Consider the following 13,427-nt stretch of genomic DNA (forward strand, 5'->3'; position numbering starts at 1 on the left):
GAGAGAAGACATGCTGGAGAAGGTCGAGATGAGGAACTTCCAGACCCTGAACCGCGCCTACAACACGGTCTTTCGGCCCGGGCGCCTGAGCGTCGGGCTGGTCGTGCCGCTGGACCCGCATGGCCACGACCCGGTTCCGGATCTGACGCGGCACATCGAACGCGCACAACTGGCCGACAGTTTGGGTTTCTCGGCACTCTGGCTGCGCGATGTGCCGTTCAACGTGCCGTCTTTCGGTGACGCCGGGCAGGTCTTCGATCCCTTTGTCTATCTCGGCGCGCTCTCCATGGCGACGCGCAATATCGCGCTTGGAGTGGCCAGTATGGTGCTGCCGCTGCGCCATCCCGCGCATGTGGCCAAGGCCGCCGCCTCGGCGGATGCGCTGTCTGGCGGGCGGCTTCTGCTCGGCATCGCCTCGGGCGACCGGCCCGACGAATACCCGGCGCTCAACATGTCCTTCCCCGATCGCGGCGCGCGGTTTCGCGACAGCGTGGGCTACATCCGCGCGATGGCCGAGAGCTACCCCCGTATAGAGACAGCACAAGGCATCCTGACGGGCGGGATCGACATGCTTCCGAAACCGACCGCCGGTGGCTTGCCGCTGCTGATCACCGGCGGCAGTCAGCAATCGGCCGAGTGGGTGGCCCGGAACGGCGACGGCTGGATGACCTATCCGCGCGATGCTGCCGCGCAGGGCCTTGTGGTTGCGGACTATCGTCGTCGGATTGCCGAGGCCGGACTGCCTGACAAACCGGTGATGCAGTCACTCTATGTAGATCTTGTCGAGCAGCCGGATGCCCCGCCGCGGCCGATCCATCTGGGCTTCCAATCCGGCACGGTATTCCTCAAGCGCTATCTTGCCGAACTGCGCGACCTCGGCATCAACCATGTCGCGCTGAATCTTCGCTTCAGCGGCGCCGATATCGATGACACGATGCATCGCCTTGCCGAGGCGCTGCTACCGGAATTCTCCAACGCTGAGGAACAATCATGACCAGGGCCAAGACCATTCTCATTACCGGCGCAACCGACGGCATCGGACTTCTGACGGCTCGAACGCTGGCTGCAGAGGGACACAATGTCCTTTTGCACGGACGCAGCTCCGACAAATTGGCAGCGGTGGCGCGCGAGCTGGGCGGCACCCCCGAAACCTACCTTGCCGACCTTGCGCGGCTGGATGAGGTGCGTACGCTGGCCAAGACAATTCTTTCGCGCCATGACAGGCTGGATGTCCTCATCAACAATGCGGGCGTCTACAAGACATCGCAGACGCGAACGCCAGAAGGACTGGATGTGCGCTTCGTGGTCAATACCATTGCGCCGTATGTGCTGACGCAGGCCCTGCTTCCGTGCCTTTCGCGGGATGGTCGTGTGGTGAACCTGTCCTCGGCTGCGCAAGCTCCGGTCGATCTGGCCGCGCTGCGGGGCGAGGTCGCGCTCGATCACATGGGTGCCTATGCGCAAAGCAAGCTGGCGATCACGATCTGGACGCAGGAAATGGCGCGGCAACATCCCGATGGCCCGGTCTTCGTCGCGGTGAACCCCGGCTCGCTGCTGGCGTCGAAGATGGTGAAGGAAGGTTTCGGTGTTGCAGGCAACGACCTGCGCATCGGCGCCGACATCCTGCGCCGCGCCGCGCTGTCGGACGAATTCGCCAAGGCTTCAGGCCAGTATTACGACAATGACGGCGGGCGGTTTGCCAATCCCCATGCCGCGGGAAAAGACACTGATCACGTTGCCGCTGTCATGCGGGCCATCCGCGATCTGGCCGGGGAATGACGCGAGGAGCCGAGGACCGTTGCGAGAACGCCGCGGTACCTCGCATCGAGTCCAACGCGAGCTCCGCTGCAGTTCTATATCCGGCCCATGATCATGTCGGCACAGCGGTCTCCGAGCATCATGGCGGGTGCATTGGTGTTGCCGGCATTGATGTCAGGAACCGCAGACATGTCGCAGACCCTGAGTCCCCTTACCCCGCGCACACGCATCCGCGCATCCAGAACCGCGAGCGGGTCCCCATCCGGGCCCATGCGCGCGGTGCCGGCCGGGTGATAGTTGGTCTTGACGAAGGCCTTGCAGTGGGTGTGAAGCCCTTCGTCGGACAGATCAGGACTTTGCGGCAACGCTATCCTGTCGACTCTGGACGCCAGCGGCGACTGGCGGAACGCCTTCAGAAAGAAGCGTTGCGCCGCAATCATCTCGCGCATATCGGCATCATCCTTCAGCAGGTTGGGCGACACCCGGGGCGGGGCTGCGGGATCGGCGGAGGCAAGACGAACTTCGCCGCGTGATCGCGGTTTCACGACCACGGTGGTAATCGTCAGGCCGTAACCATCCTTCACGAGGTCGCGCCGGTCGCGATCGACATAGACGATCGGCACGCAAAAGGCCTGGATGCTCGGTACCCCTTCCGGATCGTGCGGGTTGATGAAGGCGCCAGCCTCAACGCCAGCCGTGGTGATTGGTCCGGTGCCGAAGAGCTTGAATTGCAGGCCATTGCGCAGCATGCGCCAGCCTTCGCCCTGGCGATAATAGCCATAAGCTCCGTTCAGATAGACCGACATCGGGACTTCCGGATGGTCTATCAAGTTCTGGCCGACACCTGGCGCATGGTGCCGGCAGGCAATGCCATGCTCGGCCAGATGATCCGACGGGCCGATGCCCGAGAGCATCAAAAGCTTGGGCGTTACCAGTGCGCCGGCCGAAAGAACGATGTCGCCGCTGCAATGGACTTCCTGTCTCGGGCCGCCGTCCTTGTGGAACGCGACACCACAGGCGCGGTCACCGTCAAACAGGATCTCGGTCACTTCGCAGCGCAACTGCACGGCGAGTTTGGGGTTGTTCTTCTCCGGTTCGATGAACGCATAGGCCGATGAGGACCGTTTGCCGTCGCGATTCATGAATTGATAGAAGCCCACGCCCTTCTGGCTGGTTCCGTTGAAATCGGGGTTGAAGGGGACACCCATGTTCTGGACAGCCTGGACGAACCAGCGCGAGGTCTGGTCGATATGCCCGGGATCAGACACGAGCAGCGGACCTTCATTGCCATGCAGGTCGCCTCCGAGCCGATTGTTGCCCTCCATCCGGCGGAAGTGCGGAAGGACATCTTTCCAGCCCCAGCCGACCCCGTCATTGCTGCCCTCCAGCAATGTATCCCACTCGTCATAGTCGCTCGGCCTGCCACGCATATAGACCTGTGCGTTGACCGACGAACCGCCGCCCAGAACATTTCCCTGCGCGATCTCATGGACGCGACCGTCGAGATGAGGCTGTGCGACAGTGCGGTGATAGCGCATGTAGCGCGAGCCGTTGATCATCTTGAAGATGCCCGGCGGCATGTCGAGAAGGGGATGCCGATTGGAATGGCCGGCTTCCAGCAGCAGGACCTTTGCCTTTCCGTCCCGCGCCAGCCGGGCGGCTGCAACACAGCCTGCCGCGCCGCCGCCGATGACGATGTGGTCGTAGCGATCGGTCATCAGTCCTGAACCTCGAAGGTGCCGCGCACATATTCCCACGCAGCCGACAGATGCGTTTCCAGCGCTTTCTCGGCGGCATCGCCATCGCGATCGACGATGGCATCGAAGATCGCCTTGTGGCTGAGATAGTTCATGCGGTTGCGTTCCGGCGAGCGGGGCATGCGCTCCCAGTGGGGTGCCAGCCAGGAGGTGTAGGCCTCGTGGACGGCAGGGAAGATCGGATTGCGCGGAATCCGGTAGAGCACCCCGTGGAAGGCGACATCGGTATTGTAGAAGCGAACCGAGTTGTCGATTGCGTCGTGATTGGCCGCCAGCGCCGTGCGCAGATCATTGATGTCGTCACGCGTTGCCAGACGCGCGGCGTCGCGCGACAGGGCGCGTTCCATGAAGACGCGGCTTTCATAAAGCGTTCGGACGCCACTGGGCTCACCGATGAGCAGCTTGACGATGCTGCCGACGGTGGACAAGGCCGTGTCGTAGCCGGGCTTGCGCACGACAGGGCGATAGCGGGGGCGGGCCTCGATCATGCCGCGACTTGAAAGCGTAGTGATTGCTTCGCGCACGACGGTGCGGCTTGTTCCGAACCGTTCCATCAACTCCCGCTCGGCCGGAAGCGGCGCGCCATTCTCAAGCGCGCCGGAGAGGATGTCCTCCTGGATGTTGGCGATGACCCAATCGGCGGCACGTCCGCCTTGTCTGCTGTCTTCCGCGGTTTGGTTGCGCATGATGGCCGCCTTTGGTCTGTCTAAAATCTAACCGCAATCTACCGTTTTCGATGTGGCAATCAATGGTTTTGCGCTGAAATACCAGTGTTTACGCATGGAATATAGAATCTTTCCTGAGTCGACTTGACTTTTGGTGCATCCAGTATCTAGGTTTCACACAAGTTTGGTATGACGAAAAGGTTTGGCAATGCGGTTCGAGCGAGGCGGCGGGACCCCTATACAGGGGATGATGTATGTGGGCGGGCGCTGGATCGACGGCGCCGGCCGCAACGCCCTGGCGGTGGAAAATCCCGCGGATGAATCCATCATTGCCACGATTCCGGAAGGCGTCGCCGAGGATGCGGATGTCGCACTGGATGCAGCGAAGGCTGCGCAACCCGCCTGGGCCGCCCTTCCGGCTGTTCAGAGAGCCGACTTCGTCCTGAAGCTGGCTGATCGAGTGGCGATGCGCGCAGAAGAACTCGCACAGATCATCACGATGGAGCAGGGCAAGCCGATTGGTCAGGCCAGGGGTGAAGTTGGCGCTGTGCTCGGCTTCCTGCGTTATCATGCCGGCAATGCCCGGCGGATCGAGGGCGACATAGTTTCGTCCGACAATATCAACGAGGAAATCCAGATTCGCCGTCATCCCTTTGGCGTCGTGGTGGCCCTGACGGCGTGGAATTATCCGGCAGCGCTTGCCGCGCGGAAGCTGGCGCCGGCCCTGGTGGCGGGCAATACGGTGGTCCTCCTGTCCCATGAGGTCACGCCGCTTTCGGGGTTGTTTCTGGCGCTGCTGGCCGACGAGGCGGGTCTTCCAGCGGGTGTGTTCAATGTTGTTACCGGGCGTGGGCCAGTGGTTGGCCGCGCTCTGGTGCAAAGTCGGGTGACGTCTCTTGTGACGATGACCGGCAGCACGCGCGCCGGCAAGGAGATCTTCGCCACTGCCGCCGAAACCCTGAAGGTGCTCCGCCTGGAACTTGGCGGCAAGGCGCCGTTTATTGTCATGGACGATGCCGATATCGATGCGGCGGTCGAGGCGGCCGTGGCTGCGCGCTACACCAATTGCGGACAGATCTGCACCTGCAATGAGCGGATGTATCTTCATCGCGCCATTGCCGAGGAGTTTCTCGAGAAGTTCGTGCTGCGCTCCGCGCGGCTCACGATCGGCGATCCAATGACCGATCCGGATCTCGGCCCGAAGGTGAACTCGGCGGAAATCGCCAAGATCAAGGAGATCGTCGATCAGGCGGTCAAGGCAGGGGCCGAAATCCTTCTGCCGGGTGGACCGCTGAAGGACGGCGCTTTTGCCAAGGGACATTGGTATTCGCCGACGGTTCTGTCGGTTGCCGACAATGCCTCGCCGGTGATGCAGACGGAGGTCTTCGGTCCGGTGGTCGCGGCGATGAAAGTTGAGAGCTTCGAACAGGCCGTCGCGCTTGCCAATGATACCGCCTACGGCCTTTCGGCCTATATCTTCACCCGCGATTACAGGCGGTTGATGCGCACACCGGCGGCGCTGAATTTTGGCGAGATCTATTTCAACCGCGCCAATGGCGAACAGTTCCAGGGCTTCCACACCGGCTGGGGTCAATCCGGCCTTGGCGGGGAGGACGGCAAGTATGGGTTTGACGGCTATCTGCGCAAGCAGACGCTCTATCTGAATTGGGGATAGTCCCCAGGTTGAGGTTCCGACGGGCCGCAACGTAACTGCGACGGAGGAGGTCCGTCGCACCAAGTGGAGGAGAACACATGAACAGGACATTGCTTCTGGCATCGGCGGCCGTCTTCGGCCTCGTCGCATCCGCCGTCACAGTCTCGGCCGAGCCGCCGCCACTGGCTCAAAAGGAACGCTACAAAGTTGGCTTTTCCCAGATGGAAAGCAACAATCCGTGGCGCATTGCCGAAACCAAGTCGTTCCACGACACGGCTGAGAAGTGCAACTGGGACCTGATCGCCACGGATGCAGCCGGCTCGGCCGCCAAGCAGGTTGCCGACGTCGATTCCATGATCGCCCAGGGCATCGATGTCCTGTTCCTGCCGCCGCGCGAGGAAAAGCCGCTCATCCCAGCCGTCAAGAAGGCCAAGGCCGCCGGCATCCCGACCTTCCTGGTCGACCGTTCCGTCGATCCGAACTCCGCCAAGGCCGGGGAGGATTTTGTCGCGTTTCTTGGTTCGGATTTCGTCGATCAGGGTCGACGCGTTGCCGAATGGACCATCGAGAATTTCAAGGGAGAAAAGGGCGTGATCGTCGAGCTGGAAGGCACGACTGGCTCATCTCCGGCCAATGATCGCAAGAAAGGCTTCGATGAGCGGATCACTCAGGATCCGCGCTTTACGATCGTCGCATCGCAGACCGGCGACTTCGCCCGCGACCTCGGGCGTCAGGTCATGGAAACGCTGCTCCAGGCCCATCCCGACGTCAATATCGTCTATGCTCACAATGACGAAATGGCGATCGGCGCGATCCAGGCACTGGAACTTGCCGGCCGCAAGCCTGGTGAAGACGTCACGATCGTCTCCATCGACGGAACGCGTGACGCCCTGCAGGCCATTTCCGATGGCAAGATGGGTGTGACGGTGGAAAGCTCGCCCTTCTTCGGGCCGCTCGCCTGCGACGTGATGAAGCGTTACGCCGCCGGAGAGAAGATCGAGCCCTGGGTTCAGGTCAAGGACCGGATCTTCACCAAGGAAAACGCGGCCGATCATATCGCTGAAGCCTACTGATCCTCCCGTGCCAGGGGAGGTGCCTCGGGGCACTTCTCCTGGCTCCTTTCCCGGCGCGATCGTGAGGTATGGAATGCAGCCGCTTGTCAGCATGGATGGAATATCAAAGACCTTCGGAGGCGTGGCAGCGCTGAAGGCGGCGCAGCTCGAAATCGCGCCCGGTGAGGTGCATGCCGTGATTGGCCAGAATGGCGCTGGCAAGTCGACGTTGGTGAAGATCCTGACGGGGGTCTATCGCCGAGATGCGGGCTCTGTTCACTTTGCCGGCAAGGAACTCAACATAGCTGGCCCGCGCGAGGCGCAGGATGCAGGGATCGCCACGATCTACCAGGAACTCAATCTGGTGCCCCTGCGCAGCGTCACCGAAAACATCGTGATGGGTTATGAACCGCGCCGCTTCGGGGGGTTGATCGACTGGCCGGAAGCGCATCGGCGATCGAGCGAGATCCTCACGCGTTTCGGTGTCGACATCGAGGTGCGCGCGCCGCTTGGCAGCTATTCCACGGCGGTCCAGCAACTGGTTGCGATTGCCCGAGCCGTGTCGCTGGATGCCAAGCTGGTCATCATGGACGAGCCGACGTCATCGCTGGACGACCGAGAGGTTTCCATTCTGTTCGACGTCGTGCGGACGCTGAAAGCCGCTGGCATTGCGGTGCTCTACATTTCCCACTTTCTCGAAGAGCTGTTTGAGATCTGCGACCGCGTGACGGTCATGCGCGATGGTGTGACGGTCGGTCGTCGTGACATTGCCGATTGCACCAAGCTGGATCTGATCGCGGACATGCTCGGCCGCAATCCGGAAGATATCGCTGCGGCCGGGATGACCAGCCTTGGCGGCGCGGAGAGTAAACCAGGCGAGCTGCTGCTGGTGGCAACCGATATCGCCACAGGCCGCAGCCTGCGCCATGCGTCGCTCACGGTCCGGCGCGGTGAAATCGTGGGCCTTGGCGGTCTTTTGGGATCCGGGCGCACGGAAGTTGCGCGCGCGATCTTCGGTGTCGATCCCCTGGTGACCGGCGACATGCGTATCGGCGATCAACTGTCACAGCCAAGGAGCCCGGCCAATGCGATCGCAGCAGGTCTCGGCTACCTCGCAGAAGATCGCAAGGCCGAGGGCATCGTGCCGGACATGTCGGTTCGCGAGAACCTCACGCTGGCGCTGCTGCCCAAACTGACCTGGGCCGGCGCCATCGACCGCAAGCGTGAACGCGCCTTGGTCGAACATTACATCAAGGTTCTCGGTATCAAGACCTCCAGCATGGAGCAACCGATCAGAGAATTGTCGGGCGGCAATCAGCAGAAGGTGCTGCTGGCACGCTGGCTCGCCAATGAACCGGACTTGCTCATTCTCGACGAACCGACCCGCGGTGTGGATGTCGGGGCAAAGCTCGAGATCCAGTCCATCATTCGCGATTACGTATCGAAGGGCGGCAGTGTCTTGCTGATCAGTTCCGAGTTTGAGGAACTCGTGGAGGGTGCCGACCGGATCGTCGTGCTGCAGGCCGGGCATACCGTGTCGGAGCTACAGAATCCCGGCATTACCGAGAATGCGCTCGTCGCCGCTATCGCCCACCATCATCAGGAGGATGCAGCATGAGCACTACCGAGCTTCCTCTCGCGAGTACGTCGCGAACATATGCGTCTGGCGCCGATTTCGTCCGGCAGCATGGCAGCCTGATCGCCCTGGCACTGATCCTGTTGTTCAATGTCATGGTCACGCCGAATTTCGTCAGCCTGCAAACCTTCTTCGTCAACATCAGTCAGGTGGCAACGATTTCGATCGTCGCCGTCGGCATGACGCTGGTGATCGCCACCGGCGGCATCGACCTTAGCGTCGGCGCCGTCATGGCTTTGGCCGGGGCCTTGGCTCCGTTGATCTTCACCTCCGAATTCGCCCAGGCCTATCCGGTTCTCGGTTTGACGGCGGCTATCGCCGTGCCGCTGGTGGTGGCGCTCGGTTGCGGGATCTTCAACGGCTCGCTCGTCAGCCTTTTGAATGTGCAGCCGATCATTGCCACGCTGATCCTGTTCATCTCTGGCCGGGGAATTGCCCAGGTGCTGACCAATGGCAACCTGCAGACCTTCAGCAACAAGGCGTTCAGCTATCTCGGAACGGGCAAGATCCTCGGATTGCCGTTTCAGGGCTGGCTGGTCCTGGCTCTGGCGATTGTCATCTGGTGGCTCGTGCACCGGACCCTGTTTGGTCGCTACCTGCTCGCTGTCGGCGGCAACGAGACGGCAGCACGGCTGACGGGCGCGCCGGTCAAGCGCATCAAGATCGGCGCCTATGTCATCTGCGCCGGTCTGGCGGGACTCGCCGGCCTGATCGTCGTGGCCATCAATTCCGCCTCTGATGCAGCGCGCATCGGCAATCTGATGGAACTGGATGCCATTGCAGCAGCCGTGGTCGGTGGCGCCCTGCTGCAAGGGGGACGTGCCCCTGTCTTCGGCGTCATCCTCGGAGCGGTGATCATTCAGCTGGTTCGATACACGCTTCTCGCAAACGGCGTTGCAGACGAAGTCGCTCTAGTCGCCAAGGCCGGGATCATCATTCTCGCCGTCTACATCCAGCAAGGACGAAAGGACTAGGAGATGCTTGATCAATCGGCATTCGATCTGCGCCGCTATCTGCGCGGCAACTCCCAGACCACCGGCGTCTGGATCGCGCTTGCCATGCTCCTCCTGTTTGGCTTGCTGCGCTACGACAATTTCGGCGGTGCATACAACTTCAGCTCCTTCCTCAATTACAATGCGATGTTCATCCTGATTTCGCTCGGCATGTGCTTCGTCATCCTGACTGGCGGCATCGATCTGTCGGTCGGCTCGGTGGCGGCGTTCACCTCTGTTGTCGCCGCCTATATGTCGCCCTATGGCATTCAGGTGGCGCTGCCCTGTGGTGTCGCCACTGGCGTGCTGATTGGAATTCTCAACGGCTTTTTCATCGTCGGGATGCGCATTCCACCGTTCATCGCCACGCTCGCCACCATGCTGGGCGCAAAGGGCGGGGCATTGATCATCTCTGGCGCTGACACCATCGCTGTCGATTGGGGATCCAATTTCACCCGGCTTGGCATGGAAAGCGTTTTTGGCCTCTTCCCCTGGGCCATCCTGATCGTTGCCGCCGTTGCCATCGCTTTCTGGGTGCTTCTCGAGCACAGTTCACTGGGCCGCGTCGTGCTCGCCGTCGGCGGTTCGGAAGACGCTTCGCGACTGATGGGGCTGGATGTCGATCGCACCAAATTCTTCGTCTATGCGCTGAGTGGCGGCTGTGCCGGACTGGCAGGTGTCTTTCTCGCGTCCGGTTTCGGCGCCGGTCAACCGCTTGAGGGCGTCGGCTGGGAGCTCTCCGCAATCGCCTCCGTCGTGGTTGGCGGGACTCTCCTGACGGGTGGCATCGGTTCAATCCCGGCCACGATCGCCGGTGCGCTGCTGCTTGGCCTGGTGTTCAATATCCTCAATTTCGAGAATGGCCGGGGCACGATCAGCATGAGCGCCTATTGGCAGATGGTCATCCGTGGTGGCTTCCTTTTTGCGGTAATTCTTCTTCAAACGCGCGGCATCTCCGGTTCGCGCAAGACAGGCACGATGCAATGACCAAGATCAGCACAATCGATGTGAGACTGTTTCATATTCCGCTTGCCGAAGTTCTGGTTGATGCCAAGCATGGTGATCACCATCATTTCGAATTGATCACGGCCACTGTCACGCTGGAGAATGGCGCTACCGGGACGGGCTATACCTATACGGGCGGCAAGGGTGGTCACGCGATCGCGGCGATGATCGAACACGATCTGGCGCCGTTCCTGATCGGCCGCGATGCCGAACCGGTCGAGGAGCTCTACGATGCCATGCAGTGGCATGTGCATTATGTCGCGCGCGGCGGCATCGCCTCATTTGCGATTTCGGCCATCGATATCGCACTGTGGGACTTGCGCGGCAGGCGTCTGGGCGAACCGCTGTGGAGGATGGCGGGCGGCGCTTCCAATCGTTGTCGCGCCTATTGCGGCGGCATCGACCTGAACTTCCCGCTGCCCAAGCTGCTGGACAGTATCCGCAGCTATATCGCGCGCGGCTTCGACGGGGTGAAGATCAAGATCGGCCAGCCCAGCCTTGCAGAGGACGTGGCGCGCATCAGAGCGGTGCGCGAGCTGATTGGCCCCGATGTCGCCTTCATGGTCGATGCCAACTATTCAATGAGCGTGGATCAGGCGATCGAGGCGGCGAACGCCTTTGCGCCCTACAATCTGCTTTGGTTCGAGGAGCCGACGATCCCTGACGATTATGCAGGATATGCGCGCATCGTCGAAGCAACCGGCATGCCACTCGCTATGGGCGAAAACCTGCACACCATCCACGAGTTCGGCTATGCCTTCGACTATGCCAAACTTAGCTTCGTGCAGCCGGACGCTTCCAATTGCGGTGGCGTCACCGGCTTCCTGCAGGTCGCAGATTTGTCGCTGGAACATGGTGTGCCGATCTGCAGCCACGGCATGCAGGAGCTCCATGTCAGCCTGGTATCGGCGCGCAGCAATGCGGGCTGGATTGAGGTCCATTCCTTCCCCATTGATCAATATACCACCCGCCCGCTTGTGGTCGAAAACAGGATGGCGGTGGCTCCAGACACGCCTGGTATTGGGGTCACCTTCGACTGGGCAAAGCTTGAATCCGAAAACACTCTGAAAGCATGAGGTTCCCATGACCAGCAAAGCTGCCGTCTATCGCGGCAACAAGACGTTTACGCTCGAAGCCCGTGAGGTTGCGCCGCCGGCCAAAGGCGAAGTTCAGATCGATGTCGCCTATTGCGGCATCTGCGGAACGGACCTGCATATCTATCTCGGGCACATGGATAAGCGCGTCGGCTTCGAGCGCACGGTCGGCCATGAAATGTCCGGCACGATTGCGGCGATCGGTGAGGGCGTCGAGGGGCTTGCCGCTGGACAGCGGATTGTCGTGCGTCCGCTCGACGCCTGTGGCCATTGCCCGGCTTGTAATGCGGGGCATCAGCACATTTGCCATGACCTGAAATTCATTGGCATCGATACGGAGGGCGCGTTCCAGCAGAAGTGGAATGTGCCGGCCCATACCATCCACGTCCTGCCGGACAATCTGAGCCTGCGGCATGCGGCCCTGATCGAACCTCTGGCGGTGGCCTGCCACGACGTCAAGCGCGCGCGCCTCCAGCCAGGCGAGGATGTGGTGGTCATTGGTGGCGGGCCGATCGGCCTGCTGGTGGCGCTGGTTGCCCGCCATGCCGGCGGCCAAGTCACGATCTCGGAGATCAATGAAAACCGGCTGGCCTTCGCTGAAAAGCTGGGTTTCCGCACCGTCAATCCCAAGCTGGTCGATGCCGCGGCATTTGTCGCGGAATCGACGAACCGCAAGGGCGCGGATGTCGTGTTCGAGGTGTCGGGCACGCAGCCCGGTGTCGACCTGATGACGGCCGTTGCGGCAACGCGCGGCCGGATCGTGATGGTGGCGATCCATGCCAGCAAGCCGCAGATCGATCTGTTCCAGTTCTTCTGGCGCGAGTTGGAAATGCTTGGCGCGCGGGTCTATCATCCGCAGGATTTTGAGCAGGCCATGGCTCTGCTGGAAGACGGAGTTGTGGATTGCGACAATTTCATTACCGATATTCAACGGCTCGACGCGATTCAGGACGCCTTTGAGGCGCTGACCAAGAACCCCAATGCGATGAAGTCGATGATTCAGGTTTCGGAGGAGCCGGCATGAGTGTCTTGGCAAGTTTTGATCTTTCCGGGAAAACCGCACTTGTTACCGGCGCCAAACGTGGCATTGGGCGCGGCATGGCCAAGGCGCTCGCCGAAGCGGGAGCCGACATTATCGGCGTAAGCGCCAGCCTTGAAACAAGCGGAAGTGACGTCGAAGGGGATGTTGTGGCCGCTGGCCGATCCTTTCGCGGCTATCAATGCAATTTCGCCGATCGCAAGGCTGTGACGGCGTTTGCCGCGCAGGTTCTGGCGGGCAATCCCCAGATCGATATTCTGATCAACAATGCCGGCACGATCCGACGCGCACCGGCGACCGAGCATTCTGATGCGATCTGGGATGAGGTCATCGAGGTCAATCTATCCTCGCAGTTCGTTCTGACCCGGGAAATCGGGCGACATATGCTTGAGCGTGGCAGTGGCAAGATCATCTTCACCGCGTCACTGCTTACGTTCCAAGGCGGCATCACGGTTCCGGGCTATGCCGCATCAAAAGGGGCGATCGGCCAATTGACCAAAGCCTTTGCCAATGAGTGGGCTGGACGTGGCGTCAATGTCAACGCGATCGCTCCAGGTTACATCGACACCGACAACACCGAAGCACTTCGCAATGACCCGGTTCGCTCGAAATCGATACTCGAGCGAATTCCCGCTGGGCGATGGGGCAACCCGGAAGATTTCGCCGGTCCGGTTGTCTTTCTTGCATCGTCCGCGTCGAATTACGTTCACGGAGCCACCATGACCGTCGACGGTGGCTGGATGGGTCGCTGAGGGCGTAGCGACGGAGCTGGTTC

The 13,427-nt window shown here is 61.2% G+C and carries 12 protein-coding genes; 10 read left to right on the plus strand and 2 right to left on the minus strand.

Annotation, left to right across the window (positions count from 1 at the left end):
- Positions 1-10 precede the first annotated feature (10 nt).
- Positions 11-994 (plus strand): LLM class oxidoreductase, encoded by a 984-nt coding sequence (locus P9A16_RS27385; RefSeq protein ID WP_278026150.1) that lies wholly within the window; start codon positions 11-13, stop codon positions 992-994.
- The gene (locus tag P9A16_RS27390; RefSeq protein WP_278026151.1) at positions 991-1,779 is read left to right on the plus strand and encodes an SDR family NAD(P)-dependent oxidoreductase; all 789 of its coding nucleotides are present in this window, start codon (positions 991-993) and stop codon (positions 1,777-1,779) included. The genes P9A16_RS27385 and P9A16_RS27390 overlap by 4 nt, the downstream gene beginning before the upstream one ends.
- A gap of 74 nt (positions 1,780-1,853) precedes the next feature.
- On the opposite strand, the gene P9A16_RS27395 is transcribed toward P9A16_RS27390, so the two are convergent.
- Together P9A16_RS27395 and P9A16_RS27400 are read right to left on the minus strand one after the other, a co-directional pair.
- Complete coding sequence (locus P9A16_RS27395) at positions 1,854-3,476, minus strand: GMC family oxidoreductase (RefSeq protein ID WP_278026152.1); 1,623 nt, start codon at positions 3,474-3,476, stop codon at positions 1,854-1,856.
- Complete coding sequence (locus P9A16_RS27400; RefSeq protein WP_229576183.1) at positions 3,476-4,201, minus strand: FCD domain-containing protein; 726 nt, start codon at positions 4,199-4,201, stop codon at positions 3,476-3,478. The genes P9A16_RS27395 and P9A16_RS27400 overlap by 1 nt, the downstream gene beginning before the upstream one ends.
- A gap of 229 nt (positions 4,202-4,430) precedes the next feature.
- On the opposite strand from P9A16_RS27400, the gene P9A16_RS27405 reads away from it, so the two are divergent.
- The 8 genes from P9A16_RS27405 (at position 4,431) to P9A16_RS27440 (ending at position 13,404) form a co-directional block, all read left to right on the plus strand.
- A complete protein-coding gene (locus tag P9A16_RS27405; RefSeq protein ID WP_278026246.1) occupies positions 4,431-5,855 on the plus strand; it encodes an aldehyde dehydrogenase family protein in 1,425 nt (474 codons plus the stop codon).
- A 77-nt stretch (positions 5,856-5,932) separates the two neighbouring features.
- On the plus strand, positions 5,933-6,907 hold the full coding sequence (locus P9A16_RS27410) for an ABC transporter substrate-binding protein (RefSeq protein WP_278026153.1): 975 nt from the start codon (positions 5,933-5,935) through the stop codon (positions 6,905-6,907).
- Positions 6,908-6,980: 73 nt separating this feature from the next.
- Positions 6,981-8,504 carry a sugar ABC transporter ATP-binding protein gene (locus P9A16_RS27415; RefSeq protein WP_278026154.1) on the plus strand — a complete coding sequence of 508 codons (1,524 nt, stop codon included), beginning with the start codon at positions 6,981-6,983 and terminating at the stop codon, positions 8,502-8,504.
- The gene (locus P9A16_RS27420; protein ID WP_278026155.1) at positions 8,501-9,496 is read left to right on the plus strand and encodes an ABC transporter permease; all 996 of its coding nucleotides are present in this window, start codon (positions 8,501-8,503) and stop codon (positions 9,494-9,496) included. The genes P9A16_RS27415 and P9A16_RS27420 overlap by 4 nt, the downstream gene beginning before the upstream one ends.
- 3 nt (positions 9,497-9,499) lie before the next feature.
- Positions 9,500-10,501 carry an ABC transporter permease gene (locus tag P9A16_RS27425; protein WP_278026156.1) on the plus strand — a complete coding sequence of 334 codons (1,002 nt, stop codon included), beginning with the start codon at positions 9,500-9,502 and terminating at the stop codon, positions 10,499-10,501.
- Positions 10,498-11,595, plus strand: coding sequence for a mandelate racemase/muconate lactonizing enzyme family protein (locus P9A16_RS27430; RefSeq protein WP_278026157.1), 1,098 nt, complete (start codon positions 10,498-10,500; stop codon positions 11,593-11,595). Before P9A16_RS27425 ends, P9A16_RS27430 begins: the two co-directional genes overlap by 4 nt.
- 7 nt (positions 11,596-11,602) lie before the next feature.
- On the plus strand, positions 11,603-12,637 hold the full coding sequence (locus tag P9A16_RS27435; protein WP_278026158.1) for a zinc-dependent alcohol dehydrogenase: 1,035 nt from the start codon (positions 11,603-11,605) through the stop codon (positions 12,635-12,637).
- Positions 12,634-13,404 carry an SDR family oxidoreductase gene (locus tag P9A16_RS27440; RefSeq protein WP_278026159.1) on the plus strand — a complete coding sequence of 257 codons (771 nt, stop codon included), beginning with the start codon at positions 12,634-12,636 and terminating at the stop codon, positions 13,402-13,404. Before P9A16_RS27435 ends, P9A16_RS27440 begins: the two co-directional genes overlap by 4 nt.
- The last annotated feature ends 23 nt before the right edge of the window (positions 13,405-13,427 follow it).

This window comes from Shinella sp. 838 (assembly GCF_029623935.1).
Taxonomy (GTDB): domain Bacteria; phylum Pseudomonadota; class Alphaproteobacteria; order Rhizobiales; family Rhizobiaceae; genus Shinella.